This window comes from Legionella nigrisilvae (genome assembly GCF_977063395.2).
This window is the reverse complement of the sequence record NZ_CDRUGZ020000019.1, coordinates 198,248-223,272: the sequence shown is the minus strand read 5'-3', so window position 1 is coordinate 223,272 and position 25,025 is coordinate 198,248. Positions and strand designations below refer to the sequence as shown.

Genomic DNA, 25,025 nt, shown 5'->3' with positions numbered 1-25,025 from the left:
GGGGAGCCACGATCTGGTGCAGTAATCATCTATAATATAGGGAAGGTGATTAATCGACGTTTTTAAAAATGATGACTCTCATCACGGGTGCCTCAAGAGGAATTGGCCGATCGTTAGCGTTTGAATTTGCAAGTCAAGGTCATTATTTAATTTTAACTGCGAGAAATCAGCGTCTGTTGGAAGAGCTTGCTTTTCAAATCAAAGAAAAGTATCCGGTCGAGGTAACTATCATTCCACTGGATCTCAGCGCACTTAAATCTCCTGCTGCTTTAGTGAAGCAAATTGAGACTCTTAATATAGAAGTAGATTGTTTGGTTATTAACGCAGGTATTGGTTACCTGGGCGATTTTTCCTCTATGGATGAGAAGTATTTAAATGAAATGATACAACTCAATATGGCGGCATTAACTAAATTAACTTATTATTTTGTCAAAAAATTTATCCACAAAGGTCGAGGTAAGATACTTCAAGTCGCCTCTACTGCAGCCTTTCAACCCGGTCCTTTTATGGCCATGTATTATGCCTCAAAAAGTTATGTAGTATTCTTTTCACGAGCACTGGCTTATGAATTAAAAGGCACAGGGGTTACAATTTCCATACTTTGTCCTGGTCCTACCCAGTCAGATTTTTTTAAAAAAGCTGGGATGGAAAATAGTTTTTTAGCTCGAGGTCTTATTGGGGTCAAATCTACGGAATACGTCGCAAAAGCGGCCTATCGAGGCCTTAAACAAAATAAACTATTTATTATTCCTGGGATCATAAATAAGATGCTTGCGTATTCTGCTAAGTTAATTCCTGATGCCCTAAGTACTCGCATTACGGCGTTTCTTCATGGAAAAACAAAGCATACGTAATTTATTTTGATAGGAACATTTAGGCGTCAAATTGATTAAATAATCCCAGAAAAGGAAGATACTGAACTATAATTTGATTTAAATCTGCTTAATTTTGATTGTTATGAAGTTGCCCAAGGCTATTGTTCCTTACTCAAATAAGGATGCTGCTCTTCTCGCTAATAAATACGCAAGAGAATTTATTATAGAAGGTGGAACTCAACTTATTAATAATTCTTATCCTCTTGATAAGAAAAAAAGTCTTAGCGACGCAGTAAAAGATGTAAGAGAACAATCTCAAAAAACTGTAAGTTCCTGGCTAGAGTTTGACTATTATGTTTATGAGTTTTATCAATCTATTGAGTGCAGTAAAAAATATTCGATTGGAAATTGTAATGAGCTTTCCGAATTGGCTTTAGATTATATTGCTCATTATGTCCCTCATGTAAATGCAGAAGTTTTTCAATTACAAGGCGGAAATCATGTGGTACTTGTAGTTGGAAGACAAAAAGACAGTGACCCTCGAAAACCGGAAACCTGGGGTAAAGAAGCTTATATTTGCGATCCTTGGTCGAACGATGTATATCCAGCTTCAGAATATCGTTCCCGAACTAAAAATTACTACCAGGAATATGACGAAGTTTCCGACACATATACGAATCAGGTAGAGAATTTTAATCCTTCCAAACACACTTTTGGCTTGATTAGAAATTATAATACCGACTACATCAGAAAATATAATACTCAAGAACACCTTATTGAGGTTTATGATCTTTTTCAGAAAAAACAGCAAATGGTTGTTGGTGCAGCAGTAAATTTAGAGCGAGCCCTGATAAAAATACGCAATAAATTAGAAAAAAAATATGGGGTAGATAATGAAAAATACCAGGTTATTGAAAACAAGATAAAACATATCCAGAGTGCTACGGAACAACTCACGAGAGATTTTGCAAGGCCTATTGATGAATCAAAGAATTATTACGAGATCATCTCTCAATTAGATAAAACTTTGCGGCAATCGATTAAGACTTATATTAAAGCAGCCGAAATTACCAAAGAAGAGGCGAAGACTTTAGCCCAACCCGTTGGAAAGAGCGGCCGTAATAGATTTTTTCATTCTAAATACGATGTAGTATCAAAAATTAATAATGCGCTGGAAGAATCTAGCGACATGTTAAAAAATGTTCCTGTAAAGAAGTAACCGTGATGCCCCTGGGTTTGGGTTGCAATTGTTGGTGGTTGCAAGTCATCAAGCTACGCTTTATGCTTGCATCTCTTTTAATGTGATGAAAAAGTAGGCAATGTGCCACAAGTGAGAGATAAAGAGCATAAAGATTGGCTCTTTGAGTTAATGAACGAATCAGGATATCACCCTGATCCTGGCGGAATGTGCTTTGGTGTTGCCAACATGGGAATGCAAGCAATTCTCGCCGAAGAATTCAACCCATTTGAGAAACGTTTCCTAGAGCTTATCAATATTTATAACGAACGGGATGATATCCGTAGAATTATCGATATGTTGGAGGAAGAGGTTGTAAATCCTAGCCAGCAATTACAAGAAGAAGCCAAAAAATCTTTAATAAACACGTTAAATCTTGACGATAAACTTCGCGAGATGAGAAAAATATGGTCCCTGCATTTGTTACAGGTAGAGCAGATTGATTTTGGTCAGTTGAAAAGGGAACTCAATAGGAAAGAGAATGAATTTTTATACGCTATTTTTATAAAGCAGCAATTAGAACACTGCAAAAAAAAGCTAGACTCATTGGAAACAGCGTTTTCTAACCCAGAACGCGAGTATATGGCTTTTTTTGAGGGCGTAGAAGTATATCAGAGACCTGGATTCCATGGTCCTTTATTTGAAAAGGGCGTGCAGTTAAAACAAGATACATTGCTCAGTGCTCCGCGAGTACTTTCCAAAAAGCTGGAACAAAATGGTGGAATTAGCAGGATAAGCTGTTTTATAGGGGGGTATAGCCCTGAGGAATTATTTCAATATTTTCTAACCCTCAAAAGTCAATTAAATGGAATAAAAAAACCAATTGCTTTAATTCTTGGCAGTGGCGATCATGCCCTTACAGTGGGATATGATCCGGCACTGGATCAATGGCTATTTATTAACGGGAGTCATGAACCTGAACGCATCCCGGGAGCGAAGGTACAAGAGATAGCCCAGAGCGTATTTAACGCATTCTCGTCGGGCAATCAATGTGCGTTTGTAACTAATATTTATTGTAATAAATCAAATGAGGAAGAATTCAAAAAACGCGTGGCAGCATGGGAAAATCACCGCGAATTCCGATCAATACATCAAATTAATGCAACAAAAATGAAACAATCAGGTTCCCATTTACTGCTTCTTACCGCATTAGATAATGATCCCGTCATGGCTAAAAGTCTTATAAAAGAGGGCATTGATCCGAATCTTGTATCGGATGCTAAAGGGGTTACTCCCATGTTAATTGCCATTTGCTGCAACCATATCGATGTTGTAAAAGAATTACTTGCTTGCCCACTAACCCAAACCATGAGCTTAAACATCCAGGTCGATTCCCTGTATCAATTTGCACGTGCTGCACAAATAGATGAAGGCTTAGTGGACGAATTAGTTCGTAAAAAAAATCACCCAAATCAACCCATTGATGCATCCTCCTTAGTTGTTGTATCACTGCATGAACTTGCAGCCGCATTAGGATATACGGAACTATGCAATTTACTGCATCAATATGAACAAAACCAATTAGCAACACCAAATTCTGCGATTGCCTTTTTTAAGACCGACGAATATCTAAGTAAAAAGTCTCTGCTGAATGTATGTAAACCTAAAGAGAACCCTGGTTGTTCAAAATCTATTTATTCTCCTTAATTAATCTTTGTGATCGGGGTATTAACACATACCGGCGATGAGAGATGAATTAGAGTTAACTTGCTGATGTAGTGCTGTGATGAACTCACTTACCGTGCGGACAATTTGGCCTTCCAATAAATTATCTGCCAGTCCTTGCTTTACAAAGAGCCTAATCGCGTCACCTAATTTACCGCTACGCAAGGTGGATAAATGCGCTAAAAGATCCACTGGATTTTCTTGTAAGGCTTCTTTCAGTGCTTTAATAGCTGTCTTTTCGGAAGCGTTTTGTTCAGAAAAAGCAAAGATACGGTATGTATAGTCTTTACTTAAAAGATCTTCAAAAATGAGTGCACTATTTATAAAAGAAAGAATGGATTTATCTATAACCAAGTTCTCTTGATGCGCCTTGGTGACCGTTTTGATTAATTGAAGTTTTTTTATATCGGAGTCGTCTGATTGTAAATTTTTTAGTTTACTGAGAGCCTTATTTTTATTTATTTGTGTTTCAATCCATTCCACAGTGACTTGAGTTAGATCGTCGCTGTTTAAGATCACATCAATACACAAATCGAATATGGGTGAATCTTCTGCAAAAGATGCGGGATAGGCGAGTAATATTTTTCTTAAAGCATGACGATACGTTTTATTTAAATATTCAATTAAGTTCTGTTCATCAATTGGTCTCTCTTGAGCGTGAGATTTAATAAATTTAAGGGGTTCATAATAATCACGAATTATACTTAATTTGGGCATAATCATCTCTCAGCGGGTGGTTTTCCAAATGGTGTTCTAAGAACTTGTATGCCTTCACAACTTTTGGCGTGCACTTTAGGAAACCTGCAATTCAGGATTGATTACTATATAGGAAAAGAAAACGAATTTAGGCTATGGATTTCCTTAGTTCGAAGGTACTATTTCGAAATACCATATCCTAGAAGAAATTAACGCAACATTATAAAATGAAACCCTGTTAATCGTCGGATTCTGCACAAAAATGATTTCAATGTTTGCCATACCCAATTGTGATACTGTAAAAAAAGCACGTACTTTCTTAGAGAATAATCAAATTGAGTATGAGTTTATCGACTTCAAAAAAACTCCACCAACTCCTACACAAATAAAAGCTTGGGGTGATTACTTAGGCGAGCTTCCCGTCAACAAAAAGGGATCGACATACCGAAAATATAAAGACCATTATGAAGCATTGAGTGCCCCTGAACAGGTAGAGTTCATTATCGCCAATACGTCCCTTATCAAGAGGCCTATTTTGGTAGAACATAACAAAACACTCGCTATAGGTTTTAGCGAAGAACACTATAAAGAATTATTCCAAATTCCTAAAATGTAATTCGGGGTCTATTTTTTAAATCGTTATGATACTGATAAAGGAAACCGCTGATTTTTTCCTCTATATTTAATTTATTACGAATTATTAAAGGTTAAAGAATGAGAAGAATTCTATTTGGATTAAGTCTTTTATTAACTAGTCATTTACTCAGTGCTAATCCAGTGGAGGCATCAGATGCTAATATAATTCCCTGTTTTAATAAGGATGAAGCGCAACGTATAGGAAAGCAAATTAACGATATCTTTCGCCATGAATTTTGCGAAGAACACGTTGATCCCCAAAAACTTGTTTCGATAAGTCAGAATATCTTGTCTAAAATTATCACTGCTTCCTTTCTAGGGGTTACTCCACCTGAAAATTGGCAGTTTGTAACAGATGACATTATAAAAAATTGCCTTGGAAGCAAAGTCCCATGTACAAAGGATACTCAAAAAGAGATCAAAGGATGTATCCAGCCTAGAATACCTATGCTCTTACTTCAATTTGGCCCTTGGTTTGCTGAAAATTGTTCGCAATTAAATAAATCATTAATTCAACAATGGCCAGCTAAAGAAGTTATTCTCAAAAACTTAATTAAGGAAAGTAAAACTCCGAGGCTTTGAAGTTGTAAAAAGAATGGAAGCTCCTCAATCAGGATGTAGCTGCAATAAAATCTTTTTTTTATGGGCTGATCTTTTTTATTAACATTTTTTAAAAATCAGGGCATTACTCATGGTATAAAGGATGATGTTGTATATAATGCGCAAAGTGTTTATATTTTGATGAGATTTTTATGCCTAATCCTATATATAGTGGACAATATGTTTATTATTACGATGATTTTCCGAACCAAGTGGATGTAAATTTTATCCCACTCCCACCAGAAAAGATATTGCCTACAATTACCTCAGAAGATGATGAATATTCCATTGAAAGTACTCGTTACTCAGAGTATTTAAGTAAAATAAAAGTTCAATGCGACGATAAAATGGCATGGATGATGAGTGCAGTTCCTTCTGCACTGGATTCCTTAGAAGAAAGGAGTTCTCTGCGACAATTATGTGAATATTTGAATACGGCTGCTTATTGGAAAAAGGATGGAGATTGGCCTCAACAATTAGATGAGGAGAAATTAAGAGCATTTAATATTGAGGTTGTAAAAAATTGGCTTTTTCAAAAAACAGCGCACTATTTTTATACTGAGAATCAAGAGACGCTTCCAACTCCAAATGAATACAGAATTCGACTGAGCAGCAATTTGGAGCAATTTAAGAATGAATTAATGGCTTTGGATGCACTTAATTTAATAAGGTCACATCCTGATAGTTATTTAGTTAGTCTTTGGGATAGCTTAAATCCAACCGATATCCCCAATAAATTCAACGTTTTTAATCCTTCTGCAATTATAGAATTGATCCATGAAAAAGAGTTACTTCTCGATACCACGCAACGAACAATCCATGCAAATGATTTTGAATATTGGCAGCAAATACAGCAACGATTAACTCACGAACTCATCGTGCTAATCAATGAGTCTATTCTAGATGAGTTGAGAAAAAAATGTGCGGGACTAAACTCTAAAATACCCTTTGAACAATTATATAAAACAAACTGGCCTACCTCCAAACTCCTAAAAGACAATACTCCTCCATTACGCTCACTATCCGAAGTAAATGAGTTCATGGAAAAAATAGTTATTGCGGAGCAACAGTTACTTAGGATGATTGAAGAAAAAAAGAAAGAGTGGATGGGGTCTCCTGCCGGGTTTGCGATTGCAATCGAACGAACCCAATCCATATCAGAGGCTAAGGAAACAACTAATGAAGGATTTATACAAATACTCTCGGAGCAGTTAAAAAAAATTGCAGCTGAAGATGAACTCCTCGAATCGCTTTCATTAGTGAATTCGAATCCTCTCCAGGTAGTAACCAAAATAATGGATCAGGAACGTGTTGATAATGTAGCCATGTTAGCTCCTATAGTAGTTCGTGATATTCAGCATGTGATCGAACACATGTCTGATAAGCCTACATTGGTTGATTATTCCAAAAATGTTCAAGCATTGGATCAGTTTGTGGTGAATGTGCGTTCAGCGTGTAATCGTGCCGCGTTGATAAATCTTTATGATCGTTTAGAGCAAAGCACAAACAAACAAATAGCTGAAAAGATGATTAGCAACTGGGATGTAATCGGAACGGATATTCGTGATAGTGAGCGGATGATGACAGAATCCGATAAACTTCGAATTATCGCTTATGCTCAAGGAAAAAAAACAAAACAAGAATACGAAGAGGAAATGTCTAAATTAAATGTAAAGCTTGAACGAGGTGAGATTACTGCCCAAGAAGAAGTGGTAATTAAAATGTTTCCAAAGCTTAAAAAGGCACTGACCCGATTACCTAAAGAATATTTCGCCGACTTTTCGCTTGTGTTAAAGCGAGCATTTGTACATCAGCAGATCACTCATCCTGAAAAATTCCTCCAAAATCCCCATGAGTCAGCAGTCTTCACCGATCTTGCTTTAGATCCCAGCAAAATAAAGGTTAATAAAGAATTAGTCCAACAAAAAATAAAGCATGTATTGCAAAATCTAGTTCTTAATGGCCAAGCAGAACATGAGATCCCTACCTTGAAGGAGCTGCAACATCAAATTGACCTTTTGGCTTTGAAAGAAAAAATTATCGCTGCTGGAGGTGAGTCTTCTTTAACCCCCTTGATCCACATACTCACTAAAGCAAGACAAGAAATCATCGCTGAAGCAACTCATTTGTTAGAACAAGAATATGAGCAATGTAAAAAGGAATTGTGTGACTCTAATCCAAGTATTTCTCAACATGTTGATAGCTGTTTGAAAAGATCACAAAATAAATGGCTGCAATCGTTTTATCGCTATATAGATAAAAAAATTAAAGAAAATAAAGATAGCCTGGCTGGATTTACTGACCAATACGATCAGATAAAAGCAATTCTTTCTCCCCTAACCGATAACACTTCCAGTCAAATAAGAACTCGAATGTTAGACGATGTTAAAAAGGACCTTGCCTTTTTTAATCAATGGGGTGATCCAATTCAGTATGAAAATATTCAGGGATTTATAGGGGGTACTAACGAGATATTAGGTGAAGGAGTATGTCAGGCAAATACCTACAGGGTCATTACTCGAGAAATGACCAGCTTAGCTAGAAATCAAGTACTCTCCGACTCTCAATGGCGAGCGGAAGTGAAAATTTCCCCGCAAGATCGTTACAATCAAGCTTTATATCAAATAAATATAGGAGAGGTGGCGAATAATGGTTTATCGCGAGCAGTGTTAAAACGTCTTCATCTTAAGAAAATTCAAGCATTGCATAGTGAATTTAATTATGCAGAGGATCCTGCGTTTAGTGCGGATGCTCTCTATCAAATACTTTCCAAAGCAGTGGTTCAACAACAGAACTCGAAATTAAAAAATTATGGAATTGTAAAAATATCCATTGGCCATCATACAATGAAAAAAGATGGGGACCTAGTCGCAAATCAAGCATCTTGGGGGCATGCTATCTATCTTCGTTATGATCCAAAGAAAAAAACGGCTTATTTTTTTGATCCTAACCATGGGCGTAGTATTAACTTTTATACCTGGAAAAAATTAGAGAGTGATGTGGACTTTAAAAAGATGAAGCAGAAAGAACAGGATGAAACGGTTCAAAATTACATGCTGATGTGTTTCTCGCAAATGATTGTTCGTGACTTTAATGACATCAATACAGTCGGATGTTTTGAAATGGAGATGGATTCGAGTCTTATCGATAAATTATTTTCTGCCGGGAATACCCTTGTTGGAGGACTTAATAATTTCTTTAAAAAACAAAAAGAAAACCATAGTAAAACGGACAATCTAATTGAACAATGCATGGCCCCATAATAAACAGCCATTAATCACCCAGTTATCGGTGCCAGGGCTGTTTAATTTTAACCCCAATCGGAACTATGGGCTTTCAGCCCAAGGCTTTGGTTTGGGGTTTTTACTAGAGTATCGTATAAATCACAGGCAATGTTTATTGGGATTTCTTTGCATACAAAGATTGGCAAAATAATATTTTAAACTGGATACAAAGATATCGCCTTCTTGTTCCATAACAAATATTCGTTCAGGCTGTAATTCAAGATAATTGGAAGCCTTTAAAATGGAGTAATAGATGGTTTCTGCAGAAGAGGAAACCCATTGTTTTAAAAAAGGGAGAATGATTTCGGGATCGTTAGAATAAAACCGTTGATAGATATCGGCAATTAACTTCTTTCTCATTTCGAAATTACTTTTAAAATAGAAATTACTTCGGTCTTGATGATAGAGCATAAAGGGCGTTTTGTTGGGATTGCTTTTTAAACCGGCATTGAAATTCATCGATGTAATAACGCCTCTAGCAGGTTCAATTTGCAAGGTGGTGGTATTAAATAAATTGTATCCATTATATTGATCCAGATACGATTTTAGATAATCGATGGCTTTATCTGTTAGTGGATCAAAATAACTCTGGATTGAAAAACTGCGGGCGTATTCTTCTGGACTTTCCGGATCATAACTGCAGTTAATATATGTGTTGTAGATAAACAGATTCGCAGAGATTTTTTTTGAAAATATCCGGTCTATTTCCTGTTCTACTTCCTCACAACTGAGGTTCAATCCGCTTACATCACCATGAACACGAACGATTTGAGTTGGAAAATCAATGGTCCGTTGCATCATTTGACTCAGATTAGGTGGTTCTTGTTCATTTGTATGGTGTCTGGATATGGTATTTTTACTGTTGGGCAATGGAGAAAAAATAAGATGCTCTGAACTCTTTGAATGTGCAAAAACCAGAAGGGGTGATAAAAATAAGGCAATTAGTAAACAGCTCTTTTTCATAACATGCTCCTTTGTTAATTAATCAGAACTCCATTATTATCGGATTACACAGCTGTTTAATACTACTTTAATTAGAAAGCAAATTTAAAAGTGAAAAAACAAAGCCCCCCAAAGAACAGTTTGAGTGGATTGCAAACATCCAAGCAAATGTTTTTCTTTAGCGATTTCAAAATGTATTATTCATCAGCAAAATAGGTATTATATAATTTTATGTAAGTATTTTCTTTTTCTATTGCTTTTAATACATTATTAACCCGACCGATGAGTGCTTGATTCTTGGGGGGAGCCAAGATGACTACACCGTCTCCAACGATATGTACCTCGCCTAATGGCTGAAATTGATCGCCACCTTCCTGAGTCCAATAATTTACAGATGAGCGATTGAGAAAAGCCGCTGCTATGGTTTTATTATGTAAATCTGCTAATAAATCTTCAACGTCTTCATAGAGTTTCATTTGAAATAATTTTGCATAATGTGTCGATAAATATTCATAAAACAATCCACCATTGAGCGGATTCCGCAGGACACCGACTTTTTTTCCTTGTAATTCATTAATTGAATTAATTTCACTATTTTTTAAAATGAGGAACTGTCCCTTACTTAACATATAGGGGAGACTGTAAATGAAATTAGTTTTAAGGTCATGAGAAATCGGAATACCCCCCATTGCTAGGTCAACTTTTCCCTGTTGTAGTTTTTTGTACAATTCATCCATTCCCATGGGAATAAAGTCACATTGCTCTTTTAGGCGCTGACATAGTAATTGTGCTAAATCGATATCAAATCCATTTTTGGGAGAGAAAATATAAGGGGGTTTAAATATAAGCGTACCAATATTAATAGTGGCATAGCTGATTGAAGAGAGAAGAAGGCTCAGGGATATTAATAGTGTTTTAATACGCATTATTGCAAATTCCTTTTTATCATTCACCATTCCATAGTGATACATACCTATTGGAAGCCCTAGGGCATGAATATCTAGATTATATTTAATTAATAAAAAGATAAATATTTTCTTACACAACTTATGTTAAATAAATCCAACTCATGGCAGAACAATTGTCTTTAGAGACCGTGGTTTTGCGGCCTTTTTCTCTACATGGTTTTTTTTAAAGGTTACGGTGTCGTATTAGAGGTGTGTGAAGGGGACTCAATAAGATAGGAAATTGCTTGCTTATTTAAACTGCGATCTCGTTTATATTTATAATTAACATCAGGTCTTTCTAATGAGTGTGTAAGTGACCTTTTTAATTCATTGTGCAAATGTTCATATAGATGTTTATCGTGTGTTAATAAATTTTTTATCTGGCGCTCCAAGGCCAAAGCAATCCAAGGAGTAGTATGAGGGGTAATTGCTTCCAAGATGTTTTGCAGTCTTTGTTTTTCGTTGGGGCTATCTTTCTTGATGTGCGCAATGATTATTGCAAAATCTGTATGGCGTTCAAGCGGTGCCTTGGTACTAATTGTTGTAAATTGTTCGGGGGTTAATACGCGTGCTGCCATTTCACAAAACGGTTCTTGAGGATTTCTAAAAATTTCCCAAAATTTGTTATCGTTAAGCGAGCACTCAAGCTGCGACTGAGTCATATTCTCCAAAATAATTTTTAATCTATGTTCTCTACACTCTAGGGACGATTTATGGTTTATTGTTTTGGAATCGAGTATCCAAATGTGACTTAGTAAATTTCTAGGGCCTGCTGCCGATGTGGCTCGTTCTACAAGCATTTTAATTCGATAATCTGGTAGGCTATCTAAATCTGCACTTATTTTTCCCTCATTTGCAATAAAGGTGGACCTATTTAACTCGTTAATGAATGCATCAAAAGCCTCATCGCTCCACTCTTTTTTTTGTAACGAACTGTTTATATAAATGGGCTTTGAAACCGGTGTTACTGGTGCCCATTTTTTTGTAAACAGAGATGGGGGTGTGGTGTGTTGAGTATTTGCTTGTGAGGCTTCAAGTTGCTTTTTATATTTTTGAAAATTTGCTTGAATGTAATGGTCAACTAATTTGGTAAGTTCAACCTTAAAAGAGACAGGATGCGCCATATGGCTTATTTGATCAAGGATCGCTATCCTCAATTTCCAAGTGGCATAAGGCATAATAGAGACCAGTTTACCTAATAAGTAAGGACTTGGGTTGAGTTTTTTGATGAGAGAGTTTAATAGTTCATGCCGTTTGCTATCGGAGGCAAACAATTCCAATTGCTTACGAGTAAACGTGTTGACCGCACTATCTGCAAATGCGTCTTTATTTAACACGTTTAAGAAGTCGGGTGAGTCAAAGGATGCTTTTAATTGTTCTTCAGATAGAGCTTCGAGCATTACTGCAAATTTGCTTGCTTTATTTTCTCTTTTTGAGATTTCAAATTCAAAACCCATAAATTGACGCCATAAATAATCCAGTTCGGTAGAACTAAATCTGCCTTTTTCTTTATAAGTGCTTAATTTACTAACAAGAAGTTTAATGTCCTTGTTCCCCATTTGCTCCAAGCGAGTCCAAAACTCATTTTTTGAGGTCGGAGCTTTGATAAGTAGAATTAATTCGTCGATATAAGGTTCTGTGACACTTGAGACTTCATCGTCTATTTTAATTATACCTTGTGCTTCTTCTTGAGCTATAACTTGGTTTACTTTAACTAAAAATACGGGAGTTTCTCTTACCTCGTTGGTTTCAGAGAGAACCGTTGGTATCTCTGATGTTATTTTCACCTCGGTTTTGGAAAAAAAGGTATCGGAAAGAGCACTGGGTTTTAGCGTTGGTGTCGTCTCTACCCTTTCTTCCATGTCAGCGGGGGCAACAATTGGAGCGTGCTCATCAACGTCTGATTCACTTCTTTTTAGCAACGGCTCTTTGAATTTGTTAACCTCCATAACGGGTGTTGTTGAACGGGTTAATTTTATTCCGAAAATAATTGCATCTATGGAACCTAAAGAACCAATTCTTATTCCTTGAAATCCTAAGGGCAATGGATCAGTTTTATTAAGGATTGCCTTTAACAAGCCCAGAGTCCCTCCTAAAAATGAAAAAGGAAGTGTTACTATGAATCCGAAGATACCCAGTAAAGTAAGAAATACACCGCCGATACGTTTTAAATAAAAAGATAGAAGAGGCTCTTTGAAAAATTGATGGAGCATATTAAATTCCCGAACGTTTAAGTATCCTACGTAAACCCTTAGACTCAATTAGAACCTTAGTGCATTCAAGAATTTATAGTTCACCTGAAAATAGGTCTTTTGCGAAAAAACTCCTAGAGAAAAGAAAAATTCCATTTCATTTTTTATCCTTTAATTACACTATCAAAATTAAGGGGATTGTTCCTTACTCGAGAAAAAAAACGATTACCCCTATACTCCAAAGTCATTTGAAAAATACCAGCTAAATTAATTGATGTAAATTGTTGTATAATTAATTATTACTCAGTTGAATTGACTCTGTCCTTGACGAGCTAAGATAATGAGAAAATGGGAAAGACTGTTGCGGTTAAAAATAAAGCAGATTTGATGGATATCCCTGAAGAGAACATTTTTATTTCTGAAAGTGGATATGCGTACGATATTAATCAAATCGCCGAATTCATTTCTGGAGACTGGGTATTTGCGGATTTCCAAAACCCCTCTGAACTAGCGGGTGTATTTCGAGATTTTAAAAATAAAGAACCCCTGGAAGCATCTAATGCAAAAGATTTAGAGCAAGGATTGGCATTGAACTTATTCAGCGAAAAAGATATTACCCAGCTTTTAACCCATCAAGTCGTCCGCAGTGCATTTGAAAATAGCCCTATCTTTGCTGGGTTACAAGAATATGCTGATGGGGTAAATGAGATTACTTTAAATCTGATGGGTAAGTTGGTTCTAGCTTCGCAAATTCTCGAAAACACGCTCTTGAGTGCTGATCAGAATAAACTTACTGCTGAATTGCATGAACCTCTCGCCGCATTTAAAACGCATCTTGATCAATTAAAAAAAGTAGAAAAGAACCCACTTATTTTTCTGACCTCCAACAACGGTCCCATCAGCAGCTATTCAGCCGTAACGGGACGTCGATGTAATTTCGTAGAAGATATCGATCATTTATTATCTGGAGCATGTGGGGCCGGCTTTAATCGGCATGTGGCGAATTTATATAACGCCCTAAAAAGTTATAAACTCTATCAACATGCGATCCAATCCAGCCTAACGATGCAGGATTCATCTATGGAGAAAAAATCCTCACCGTTACATGGTTTATCTATTTGGAACACGACCAAGGAAGACACGGATAAAGACCAAGCAAATGATCAACGCTCTAAAAATACATTAGAACCGAAATAATTACCGCAAATAAATATATTACACGATTAAGATAATTTTTTGATAACCTCTCCGCTATATCTATATTTTATATTAGATATTTCATTTTCGATGGTTAGATTAACTTTATAGATCGCATCATTTATTGCCTCAGTCATCAGCGCACATGTTTTTGTTTTATTGTTTAATTCTGAATAGGAGGGATCCAAAGAAAGTTCTATAATTTGATGTGTTCCATCCACCTTGGCTTTAGCAAGACCATCACTAGAAACTCCTTCCACAACCAATGACTCTAATTCCTCCAATTTCGCAGCAATCTCTGCTTCCATTTGGATTCCTTTGGTTCTAATCGTTTTCAAAGTATCTGCTCCAAGGCTTTTCAAAATATTTTCATCTACTGTAAACATATTACTGGATTTCATCTTCTACCTCCTATAAAGGCATACTTGTGATTTATGGTAATTATTTTATAACGTGGGTCCATCTGGAGTTTTGGGTTTTTCGGTATTTACTAGCCCATATTTTTGTAATACTTTGGGTATTTGAGTAATCAATTGATCGGAAACTACCGAATTATTACTAACCCCACGCGCAAAATTGTCAAGTGCTCGTCTTGAAAGTACATCAGAAATTGCCTTCAAGTCTTCTTTTTTGTCTTCTGCTTTTATAACGCGCTCATCGATTACCTTAATAAGTTCTGCACTGGCATAGGTTGATGCTGAATAACAATTGGAGCTAAAAAGATTACACGATTGTTCGTCACAAATCGCTTTATTTGTTCTGTTTATGACCTCTTTTATTTCGCTTCCCCGAACCACCACAAATTCTGAATTAGCAACATCATCTTTACTAATTCTTCTTAATGCGATAGATGAGTGAAAAAAAGGAGATTTTTGGGTGATATCTGCAAAGCCCTGTTTCCGTGCAAAACCCACTTCAAATAAATCATCATCTTTAATCGTATCTAAGTCATCGCTGAGCATCTTTTCGGGTTGAACCCGTACCTTTGGCGTTTTTCCTTTTTTTGCAAACATTTCAACCACGAAATCACTGCCTACAAATAAATCAAAGTGTTTTTCATTATCTAATTGGGTCCCCAATGTCTTAAACCAAAGAGTACTCGAATTTATTTTGTGATGTAAATGTTGCTTGGGTGTTTTGTCAGTATCTCGGACATAACCGGGACTTTGCCGGCCTAATAGGAGCCAATTTTTTTGATCTGCGTCAATAATAGTCTGATCTTCTGGAGAGGACATTTGCAGTTCGGTCATTTTTTCCTGCAGTTGTTTATATTTGTAGGTATCATAAGCAAGGTAAAGAGTCCCGGCTCCTGATGTACCTATTAGTTTGCCAGCATGTCGACTTATTAGAGTAAACATTGTTACCTCCAAGAATCTATTTCTAATGCTATTTTTGTATTATTATAGACTATAGTGAATTTTATTTTCCCATCGCTTGCCGTTGACGATAGCTGGATACTGTGTTAAAGATAACTAAATAAAGTACACTCTGTGTTGAATTGGCATTAAAGGGAGTTGGCATGCTTACAAAGTTAACCAAGTTAGTAGGTCCTATAGCATATTCGAATAAGGCGACTGCATTTAGCCGGTATGCTCTGTTTCATATGAGAAATAAATCTCAAAAATTACTGACTAAGGACGAAGAGGCTAAGGAAGAACAGCCAATTTCATTGAGCCCAGAACCTATAGAACCCGAAAAAATGTGTTCCTTGAAGGATGCGTCCACAGAGGACACCTTTGAATTAATGTTTGCGACCAAACCTGGTCTACCGCTTCCTGGCATGCCGATTAGACATTCAGCTATTGCTTTAAAAAACAGTAAGAATGGTACTTTTTCTGTATATGGACGTCAAAGCCCCTGGGATTTCTCCCAGTGGTTGCGAAATGGAGTAACGTTCCATACTCAAAAAGACAATGAGAAAAGATACCTAAGTAAGGGATACAACTTTGTTGGCTATCCAACAGGAGTTTCGTTCACTCAGCCAGAAATTAATAAGTTTCTTGATTCTGCAGATCAACTCATTAACCAAAAGCAAATGTGCAACATGTATCAATCCAATTGCTATTCTTACTCCACGACAGCATTAAGCTTCGCTATTGAGGCGTTATTAGAACGACCTCATTTTGATGCCAAGTCAATCAGTCGCATTATCGATGTTTTGGAAGAGCATCCCTTACAGGATCATTTTTCTATTGGTGTTCGCAATAACCCGGTTGTTGTTGATAAGCTTACATCGGTTCTTTCAGCAGTTCAGAAAAAAACCGCTTCTTTACAAGCTCCCTCAGCGACTGACAAGCAATTGTATGAGAAGGTAGACCTTTTATTTACGCAGCTTAAAAATATCAATCCCGAAGAGGACAAAACGACGATGGGTTATAAATAACCTCATTATATTTTTTTCGGATGCTTTATTGGATTGAAAGATATTATGGAAAACGATACCGAGCACTTGTTAACTGCATATAAAAATGACCTCTTAATTTTGGCAGACCAGTCTTTTATAGTGCACTAATTGATGAATGAATTAAAAATCTATAGCGAGTTTTTAAGAAATTTATTTTCTTAGACTATTATTTGTTATTATAAAATCACTGGAGAACTCGCTATGGAAAAAGCAAATCTAATAGGAATTAACCATATCGCCCTTGAAGTGGGTAATGTGGAAAAAGCATTAGAGTTTTATAGCAAAATTTTTAATTTTACTTTGCGCGGTAAAGATGAACATCACGCTTTTATTGATTTAGGAGATCAATTTATAGCGTTAATGAAAAGCTCTAATTCACATAAAGACAACTTACGTCATTTTGGTCTCGTGGTCGATGATCGTGCCACGGTCAAGGAATTGGCAAAAAAAGCTGGAGCGGAATTAATAGACGGAAAATTTTTGGATTTCCTTGACCCTTGGGGTAATTATATTCAGGTAATCGAATATGCTGATATCCAATTTACCAAGACCCCCGAAGTGTTGGCCGGGATGAATATAAATGTACATAAAAATAAAGCTGCCCTTCAAGAGCTTCAAGCGAAAGGCATGAGTCCGAAACACTAATTTTGTTTCTCACAGATCTCGTAAGAAGATGTTCTAGAGGAATCTCGAGCATCTTAAAGTAAAATTGGGAACTCTAGCTACGTATTTGCTACTAAGGTGGTGAGTATTCTCAATTTCGGCCTCGATTCCCTTAGGATCGTCGCTGCCTCGAGCATCTAATAATAAGAAAATCTTAAAATAGTACGTCGAAACTATTCACGGATGTACCAGCGGGAAAAAAGCTAAAGGTCTGAAATAACCAAAAACACTCGTACGTATTGTTCCTTGTTCAGCAAAACCGCGACGATGAAATCCTCGGGTGTTTGCGATTATCATCGTGTTTGCTTTCACACATAAAGATTGTGGTGGTTTAAGATCCATATTTGCTAATTCTTCATCCGATATACGCAATGCCCCTCCACGCGACATGGTTTGGTCAGAGCAGATTTGTATGCTGCGTCGATATTCCCAACGTAAACGCTTCCAAGTTAAGGCATGACTTCCAGTAGAATATTCGAAAGGACCGGAAGCTAATTCTACATCATGAGTAAAATACCAAATCTTATAAGTGTGGTGAAATGTATCACGATGAGTCAATTTCTGGGAGTCAGGTAATGAGGCTTCATCCCCATGGCACAACGTATACATGAAGTAACGCATCGGTGTATTCAGCATACCAAATAAAGCTAGAGTTAAGCGATGCATGCGTGCGTTTTTAAAAACAAATTGCACCATAGAATTTCTGGGAACATGATCAAAACGATTTAAAGTGTCACCATCGTAACGATCATACCCTGTAGCTCGTTTTAACTTATCTCCATACATTTGTTGTTCGAGATTAGGTAGCGCTTGAGGCAATTGATTTATATGTTTTTCAATTTCTTTTTGGACTAACAGAAACTTTTGAGGATCTAGAAAATTTTCAAGGATCAATAGACCATTTTTATTAAACTCAAAAGCTGATTTAGGTGCTAATAAGTAAAACGGTAACTTTTTTATAAATTGTATTACATCACTCAGAATAATCCGAACAACATGTAAGCCGCAGTAATTAGCAATAACATTGCCTAGAGGACCCGTAAACGTTTTTTTGTTTGAAAATAGGGTAAAAAAATTGAGCATAATAAAGAATTGTCGGAAAAAAAATTTCATGTTCATGATTATTAAGCTGAATTAATATAGTCTTTTTATTAATTATCACGCTTTGTCTCTAAGATCTAGATTGATCTGTAAGGAGCAAGGACGGAATTACTTATAGAGCTTTGTCCACCTGCGTACTATTCGATAACAGATTCTAAAAAATGTAGCGCTCATCCTTGGTTTGAGTTCTTTTCCCAAGATTAATTCCTCTAAAGCTTCTTCGGGGGAAACTCGTGTTCCTTTACTCCAGCTAATGTACATCGGATAAAGTAATAAAGTTCCTGCAATTAATTCAGCTAATTTTAGCCGTCGAGTGCGTCGGGGGGTATTCATCATATCTGTTGTTAATCCCCAACCCGCATAAAAAGGTAATCCATAACATGTAACTTCTTTGCCCCTAAGTAGCGCCTCAAAACCAGCCAAAGAGGTCATAACGTGTACTTCATCCACGTATTTTAAGAGATGATCGATAGAAACTGTCTCAAGATATTCGTCACAATATTGATGCGAGTTTTGTTCATTGACTCCTTTTGCTCGCAAACCTGCAACCACGTCTGGATGAGGCTTATATATTAACCACGCGTCAGGATTTTTTTTGCGGACCTCTCGAAGTAGTTCTATGTTTGTTTTAATAATCCCAGTTCCAAAAGCAATGGAAGCATCGGTTTCAACTTGTCCGGGAACTAAGATGATCCGTTTGCCATGAGTAGTTGGTTTCCAAGTTTGTCCTTGTAGATTATATTTGGTAACCCCAAACTCGACGATCCGTTGATGAAAAGAGGCTGCACGTTCCAATAATGGCTCAGCGAAAGTAGAGTATTGTAAGATATATTCTAAATCTGAGGGGCTTGTTGCATTGTAATAAATTCCTTGCGTATCAATAACCCAAGATAATGGGCGTGTCAGATCGGCACCGAGACCTACCGAGCGCAGAAAGCCATCTTCTAATCGAACTATTGAAACTGTACTATCCAGCTTAGATGGGGCCCGACTCGACCCCCAAAGTAAAAGGACGCTCTCAGGTTTAATCGCGCGTACCCTACGCACAAAGCGGATAGCATGATCTGTAAGAAATCGTTGGATAATTGGTCTCTTCCAATAAGGCATGCGCCAAGCATAAATCATTGAATCACTCAGTGTGGGCTTACTGCTAGTGATGTCATGATCTGTAGACATCGCAGGACTAACTTTAGAGCCTGCGATGTTTTGCTGTGTAATAGATTTTATAAAATGTTCCACACTCAAAAAATGCTTCCTCCAACTCGGTGCTTTATAGCCAATTAATCGTGATTTTTGTTTTTGTCTTAACGTACTGTTTGAATGCGCATAATTCAAAATGGTATTCATCCATTGCACTGTATCTAGGGGGTCAAGATATTCTGGGATATTTTTACCAATTTCTATAAGGGCAGGTGTTGTGCTGGCAATAACAGGTACACCGGCATTTAAAGCTTCGATCAAGGGTAAGCCATATCCTTCAACAAAGGAAGGGAATAAGAGTGCTTGAGCATGTTGCAAGCATGAGGATAATTTTTGATCGGAACATTGATTCCATTCAAAGACAAAGCCACGTAATTTGGTACAACGATCGATCATGCGAGTAATATGCTCACACTCCCATCCACGCCGGCCAATAATAATGAGTTTAGGTGCATTACTACCTAGTCGATCAATTAAATTTTGCCACACATAAAGTATCATTAGGTGGTTTTTTCGCGGTTCTATCGTACCAAGCATCACAAAATAAGGGGACTCGAGTGTTCGTGAACACAACGGCGGTGGAGGTAAATCAACTCCTAGTGCTGCAATGCATAGTGCGGGTAGGTTTTTTTCTAATGAAAGTGCAAACTTAAATAAAGCATTATAGGTGTCTTGAGAGTTCACAATAATGCCTTTTCCTAGGCTGAGGGCATGAATCATTCGTTTAATATGTTTTTCTTTTTCTCCTGCACGGCAATACTCAGGATGAGTTATCGGAATTAAATCATGAATAAAGAAGATAGGGGTCAGTCCTATTCGTTCAATGGCTTTGGCGTATCGAGGGCGCTCTAAATTGCTATGTCCTAATAATAATAAAATACCATCCTGCTTTTTTTCAAAAAATCTACTTAATACAACTTGAATGATGAAAGCATAGAAACTTCTAGGCTTTAAACGGTCAAACAACAATGAATGAAAGAGATATTTGGATTCTTTTTCAGATAAAATCCAAAGTCGTCCAAAATAATAAATAACACCACCTGCGGAGTTTTGATAATGCTTCAAATAGGCACGCATCACCCGATCAATCCCGGTTGGTTTTAGTTGTTGCAATTGCCTTCGAATTAAACGAGTGACATCAATATAAAGCAAACAAGACATGTGTTTTAATCATGTTAAAGGATTCCGACTACATAATAGGAAAATGATAATAACACCGAATGAATCAATTTAAGCTTGAGATTGCTTATGAAATTGGGGGAACTTTCATTGCAAAGACATCCATGCCAATTGAACAATATGATCCATTGATGCTGCCTGTATACTGCAATACATATACGAGAACATTTATACCATGAACCAAAATTAAGAGAAAGATTCGAGACGCGAGAGGCAAAGATTAAATTTTTTTTGTAGAGGTGGAACCAAATTTCTCGATTTTTTTCTTATCCCAAGATTATTTTCTGTATATTATGTACTTACTTTCAGGAAAGGAACTTATGGAACTTATGTATAAAAATAATTCTACCTCTATTTTTCAAGGTAAAAACATTTTATTGCTTCAAGGACCGGTCGGACCTTTCTTTGCTCGTTTGGCGAAAGACTTAAAAGCCCAAGGAGCGCAGGTATATAAAATTAACTTCAATGCAGGCGATTGCTTTTTTTTCTTGTCTGGCGCAGTGATCTATAGAAAAAGTCTGGCAGAGTGGCCTTTATGGTTAGAACATTTTTTAGAGCGTTTTGCAATAGACATTATTTTTGTATATGGGGATTGTCGTCCGATACATCGGGTTGCTATTGAAATTGCAACGCAACATGAAATAGACGTTGGGGTGTTCGAAGAAGGTTATATTAGACCTAATTATGTGACTCTGGAGTATATGGGGGTCAATGCAAATTCATATGCGATTACCCATTTTCAGCCAACTGACACGCAGTACTGTGAATATTATCAGGAACAACAAATAGAGGGCGCTTATTGGCAAATGATCTGGTATGGATTCTGCTATTTTACGATAGGTGCTTTAGGCAGGTGTCTTTTTAGCAAAAATGTTCACCATAGGCCACTTAAAATTTTAGAGGGACTGGCATGGATGCGTTCTGCAAGGAGGAAACATTGGTATAAATGGCGAGAAGCGGGCATTGAGCAACAACTCCTAGGTGCATTAAGTAAGCGCTATTTTTTAGTTCCCTTGCAAGTTTGTTCTGATTATCAAGTAACAGCTCATTCCGAGTTCAAAGAAGTGAAACAATTTATTGAGTGCATTATAAATTCTTTTGCACGATCATCGAAGAACGAGACCTTTCTCATATTTAAACATCATCCTATGGATAGAGGATATGTGGATTATGCAGATGTAATTAAACGGTTGGCCATTCAAGCGCAAATAAACGAACGCGTGGCATACATCCATGATCAGCATTTACCTTCATTACTTGAGCATGCCCTTGGGGTCGTGGTAATTAATAGTTCAGTCGGGCTTTCTGCATTACACCATAAAGTGCCTACCTTTGTTTGTGGTGAGTGTCTTTACAATCTTCCCGGACTGACTTATCAAGGATTGCTAGATGATTTTTGGACATCAGCATTGAATACGGTTGTCGATCACGATTTGTATAAAAAATTTCTTAATTTTCTAATCACCAGAACCCAACTAAATGGTAGTTTTTATAAAAAAGTTAAACTAGATAATTCATTTGCAGGATTGATTGTTCAAAAATATAATAAATTCTTTTTAAAAGTTAGTAATAAGCAGAACTAGTCTGTGGGTGCTTGATTTACCTGCATTGTTATTTTTAATTAAGGACAGTAGAATGTCCCCAATTACCCTTTTAAAGGCATAGTTCAGATTTTCCATTCCCAGTATATTCGAAGGGATTGGATTGTAGCTTTGTTTTGAACTGTTTTTGCAAAACGCGGCATACCTCAGTGGCACAAAGTTAAGCTGATACCCTTAAGCCCTATATTTTGCGACCTAGGCGGGGAAAAAAAGGAAATATTCCAGATCGATCCAAAACTAAAGGAGTTAGTTTGAAGCAATTTAATCGATTATCATCCGTGACTGCATTACCCTGGAAATCATCTTTTCAAAGCGCTTCCCTTTTTTTAAACAAAATAAATAAGTTATTCGTATTTACAGTTATTATTCCTACATTATTGTCTATTTTTTATTTTGGCTTCCTTGCTTCCGATGTATATGTGTCTGAGTCGCGATTTATTGTGCGCAGAGCAGGGCAACCTCCAGTTAACCTAGGTTTATCTGCTTTACTGTCTTCGACGCCTTTATCAAAGGCAGAGGAGGCAGATTATAGTATTCATGATTATATCTTGTCTCGTGATGCATTGTCGGAACTGAACGACCGACTTAATTTAAAAAAGCTTTATAGCGACCACAAGATTGATTGGTTTCACCGTTTTGCATTACTTGGTGTGGATTCTAGCTTTGAATCACTTTATCGTTATTATAAAAATCGAATCAATATTGTCATTGACTCCTCATCTTCCATTTCAACCTTACAAGTGCGCGCTTTTACCGCCAAAGATGCGTATCAAATGAATCAATATTTGTTGGAATTGGCTGAGCAATTTATTAATCGTTTTAATATCCAATCAAGAAAAGATTATGTTGATTTTGCAAAAGCAGAAGTAGATGCCGCAATTCAAAAAGCAAAAGAAGCCAGTCTCGCCTTGTCGGATTATCGAGGTTTTCAAGGTGTTTTTGATCCTAATCGTGAATCGGCGATGAGGCTTCAGCATGTATCCAAAATGGAAGCTGAATTGGTTGCTGCAAAAGGTCAATTAGCTCAAATTAAAAGTTTGGCCCCGCGTAACCCTTACCTTTCTTCACTACGAAAAAATATTGAAACTTTACGTTTATCAATCAATACGGAAAAAAACAAGGTCACTGGAAATCTCACCTCGCTCACGAACAAAGTACGCCGTTATGAACGATTGGTTTTAAATAAAAAATTTGCCTATAAACAACTGGTATTTGCTTTATCTTCATTAAAAAAAGCCCAAATCGAAGCGCAGCGCAAACAATTATATTTAGAGATGATTGCTCATCCTAATGAGCCTGATAATTCATTTGAACCGAATCGTAGTAGGAATATTTTTTCAATATTCATCTTGGGACTTATTACTTGGGGGGTACTATCCCTTCTGATTGCAAATGTTAAAGAGCATTTGGAATAATTAATTGTTAGGATTATGAGTTTATGCACCGTCGTATTATTAAATATAAGATTAAACCGTCTTGCTTAGCGTTGGTTGTTCTCTGCGTACTTTCTTCAGGCTGTACCATGATGTCGAGTGGACCCAGTGCACGAGTAGTAAAGCAGGCTGCTGAACCCGTAAATAGTGATGTTCAATTGATTGATATCACTCCCGATATTACCCACCAATTAGCACGAAGCCATAAAAATTATTTATTTTCTGATGCATTAAAACCAAATCACTCCAATCGTTATAGTGTGGGTCCTGGAGATGTGCTTGATTTTTCCATTTGGGAAATACCCCCAGCAACATTGTTTACTTCACCAACCCTTGTTGGGAGTTCTGGAAAGACCTCAAGCCCAATGAACACCTTACCCTCCCAAGTGATTAGCCAAGAGGGCACGATAAGTTTTCCTTTTGCCGGTACGATTCATGTTGCAGGGCTAACTGTACAACAAATCCAAGATAAAATACGACGTGCATTAAAAGGTAAAGCTAATAAACCTCAGGTGTTGGTACGTCTTGCTAAAAATACTACCTCCGCAGTGACCATAGTAGGCGAAGTGGTTTCGAGTAGGCGCTTGCCATTAACGCCTAGTAAAGAGCGATTATTGGATGCATTAGCCGCTGCGAAAGGGGTAAAAACCCCAGTAAATAAAACCATGATCCAAGTAACCCGAGGACAAAAAGTACATTCCTTACCTCTAGATATTATCATCCGTGATCCCCAACAAAATATTGTATTGCAAGCAGGGGATGTAATTACGGCCTTATTTCAATCTAAAAGCTTTACAGTGCTAGGGGCAACTGGAAAAAGTGAAGAAATTAATTTTGAGGCCCAAGGAATTAATTTAGCTCAAGCCCTGGGACGTTCAGGCGGTCTACAGGATCACCGAGCAAACATCAGTGGCGTGTTCGTTTTCCGTTTCGAACAGGCTACGGCGATTCATTGGCCAAGACCTCCTAGATTCATCACCGCAGAGGGTAGAGTACCGGTGATTTATAGACTGGATTTAAAAAACCCGCGGAGTTTTTTTGTGGCTCAAAGTTTCCCGATTAAGGATCATGATATTCTGTATGTATCGAATGCTCCGATGGCTGAACTGCAAAAATTCCTGGGGGTGTTAGCTACGGCTACAGCGCCATTAAATCCATTTTTATATGCAGCAACGATAGCGGCTTCTTAAAGTCAGTCTAAAATTAACTGCATTTTTAGCTCAATAGGGATGT

General features: G+C 37.1%; 20 protein-coding genes. 12 read left to right on the top strand and 8 right to left on the bottom strand.

Annotation, left to right across the window (positions count from 1 at the left end):
- Positions 1–68: 68 nt before the first annotated feature.
- The 3 genes from ACWTE2_RS06005 (at position 69) to ACWTE2_RS05995 (ending at position 3,699) form a co-directional block, all read left to right on the top strand.
- On the top strand, positions 69–854 hold the full coding sequence (locus ACWTE2_RS06005; RefSeq protein WP_454784608.1) for an SDR family NAD(P)-dependent oxidoreductase: 786 nt from the start codon (positions 69–71) through the stop codon (positions 852–854).
- Between the two features lie 103 nt (positions 855–957).
- Positions 958–2,034, top strand: a complete 1,077-nt coding sequence (locus ACWTE2_RS06000) for a hypothetical protein (protein ID WP_454784607.1) — start codon at positions 958–960, stop codon at positions 2,032–2,034.
- Between the two features lie 102 nt (positions 2,035–2,136).
- A complete protein-coding gene (locus ACWTE2_RS05995; protein ID WP_454784606.1) occupies positions 2,137–3,699 on the top strand; it encodes an ankyrin repeat domain-containing protein in 1,563 nt (520 codons plus the stop codon).
- Positions 3,700–3,720: 21 nt separating this feature from the next.
- Here ACWTE2_RS05995 and ACWTE2_RS05990 read toward each other — a convergent pair whose 3' ends face one another.
- Positions 3,721–4,434, bottom strand: a complete 714-nt coding sequence (locus ACWTE2_RS05990) for a hypothetical protein (protein ID WP_454784605.1) — start codon at positions 4,432–4,434, stop codon at positions 3,721–3,723.
- A gap of 241 nt (positions 4,435–4,675) precedes the next feature.
- On the opposite strand from ACWTE2_RS05990, the gene ACWTE2_RS05985 reads away from it, so the two are divergent.
- From ACWTE2_RS05985 to ACWTE2_RS05975, 3 genes are all read left to right on the top strand, one after another.
- Entirely contained in the window at positions 4,676–5,029 is a 354-nt protein-coding gene (locus ACWTE2_RS05985; protein WP_454784604.1) for an arsenate reductase family protein, read from the top strand.
- A gap of 98 nt (positions 5,030–5,127) precedes the next feature.
- A complete protein-coding gene (locus tag ACWTE2_RS05980) occupies positions 5,128–5,631 on the top strand; it encodes a hypothetical protein (protein WP_454784603.1) in 504 nt (167 codons plus the stop codon).
- Positions 5,632–5,801: 170 nt separating this feature from the next.
- Positions 5,802–8,912, top strand: coding sequence for a hypothetical protein (locus ACWTE2_RS05975; protein WP_454784602.1), 3,111 nt, complete (start codon positions 5,802–5,804; stop codon positions 8,910–8,912).
- Positions 8,913–9,032: 120 nt separating this feature from the next.
- On the opposite strand, the gene ACWTE2_RS05970 is transcribed toward ACWTE2_RS05975, so the two are convergent.
- From ACWTE2_RS05970 to ACWTE2_RS05960, 3 genes are all read right to left on the bottom strand, one after another.
- Positions 9,033–9,896: an Lpg0189 family type II secretion system effector gene (locus ACWTE2_RS05970; protein ID WP_454784601.1), complete on the bottom strand. Its 864-nt coding sequence runs from the start codon at positions 9,894–9,896 to the stop codon at positions 9,033–9,035.
- A gap of 176 nt (positions 9,897–10,072) precedes the next feature.
- Entirely contained in the window at positions 10,073–10,801 is a 729-nt protein-coding gene (locus ACWTE2_RS05965) for a transporter substrate-binding domain-containing protein (RefSeq protein WP_454784600.1), read from the bottom strand.
- A gap of 212 nt (positions 10,802–11,013) precedes the next feature.
- The gene (locus tag ACWTE2_RS05960) at positions 11,014–13,035 is read right to left on the bottom strand and encodes a hypothetical protein (RefSeq protein ID WP_454784599.1); all 2,022 of its coding nucleotides are present in this window, start codon (positions 13,033–13,035) and stop codon (positions 11,014–11,016) included.
- Between the two features lie 327 nt (positions 13,036–13,362).
- On the opposite strand from ACWTE2_RS05960, the gene ACWTE2_RS05955 reads away from it, so the two are divergent.
- Positions 13,363–14,211, top strand: coding sequence for a hypothetical protein (locus ACWTE2_RS05955; protein WP_454784598.1), 849 nt, complete (start codon positions 13,363–13,365; stop codon positions 14,209–14,211).
- Between the two features lie 26 nt (positions 14,212–14,237).
- Here ACWTE2_RS05955 and ACWTE2_RS05950 read toward each other — a convergent pair whose 3' ends face one another.
- A complete protein-coding gene (locus tag ACWTE2_RS05950) occupies positions 14,238–14,612 on the bottom strand; it encodes a YbaB/EbfC family nucleoid-associated protein (protein WP_454784597.1) in 375 nt (124 codons plus the stop codon).
- Positions 14,613–14,657: 45 nt separating this feature from the next.
- Positions 14,658–15,569 carry a hypothetical protein gene (locus tag ACWTE2_RS05945; RefSeq protein ID WP_454784596.1) on the bottom strand — a complete coding sequence of 304 codons (912 nt, stop codon included), beginning with the start codon at positions 15,567–15,569 and terminating at the stop codon, positions 14,658–14,660.
- A gap of 161 nt (positions 15,570–15,730) precedes the next feature.
- Between ACWTE2_RS05945 and ACWTE2_RS05940 the strand changes: the two genes are divergently transcribed.
- Both ACWTE2_RS05940 and ACWTE2_RS05935 read left to right on the top strand, forming a co-directional pair.
- The gene (locus tag ACWTE2_RS05940; protein ID WP_454784595.1) at positions 15,731–16,594 is read left to right on the top strand and encodes a hypothetical protein; all 864 of its coding nucleotides are present in this window, start codon (positions 15,731–15,733) and stop codon (positions 16,592–16,594) included.
- 222 nt (positions 16,595–16,816) lie between these two features.
- Positions 16,817–17,260 (top strand): VOC family protein, encoded by a 444-nt coding sequence (locus tag ACWTE2_RS05935; RefSeq protein WP_454784594.1) that lies wholly within the window; start codon positions 16,817–16,819, stop codon positions 17,258–17,260.
- Positions 17,261–17,455: 195 nt separating this feature from the next.
- Here the strand turns inward: ACWTE2_RS05935 and ACWTE2_RS05930 are convergent, their stop codons facing one another.
- Positions 17,456–18,397, bottom strand: coding sequence for a phytanoyl-CoA dioxygenase family protein (locus tag ACWTE2_RS05930; protein ID WP_483099543.1), 942 nt, complete (start codon positions 18,395–18,397; stop codon positions 17,456–17,458).
- A 90-nt stretch (positions 18,398–18,487) separates the two neighbouring features.
- Positions 18,488–20,740 carry a capsular polysaccharide export protein, LipB/KpsS family gene (locus ACWTE2_RS05925; RefSeq protein WP_454784592.1) on the bottom strand — a complete coding sequence of 751 codons (2,253 nt, stop codon included), beginning with the start codon at positions 20,738–20,740 and terminating at the stop codon, positions 18,488–18,490.
- Positions 20,741–21,078: 338 nt separating this feature from the next.
- On the opposite strand from ACWTE2_RS05925, the gene ACWTE2_RS05920 reads away from it, so the two are divergent.
- From ACWTE2_RS05920 to ACWTE2_RS05910, 3 genes are all read left to right on the top strand, one after another.
- Positions 21,079–22,341 (top strand): capsule biosynthesis protein, encoded by a 1,263-nt coding sequence (locus tag ACWTE2_RS05920; RefSeq protein WP_454784591.1) that lies wholly within the window; start codon positions 21,079–21,081, stop codon positions 22,339–22,341.
- Between the two features lie 269 nt (positions 22,342–22,610).
- Positions 22,611–23,774, top strand: coding sequence for a KpsE/RkpR family capsule polysaccharide export protein (locus ACWTE2_RS05915; RefSeq protein ID WP_454784590.1), 1,164 nt, complete (start codon positions 22,611–22,613; stop codon positions 23,772–23,774).
- Positions 23,775–23,797: 23 nt separating this feature from the next.
- Complete coding sequence (locus tag ACWTE2_RS05910; protein WP_454784589.1) at positions 23,798–24,982, top strand: polysaccharide biosynthesis/export family protein; 1,185 nt, start codon at positions 23,798–23,800, stop codon at positions 24,980–24,982.
- Positions 24,983–25,025: the final 43 nt, after the last annotated feature.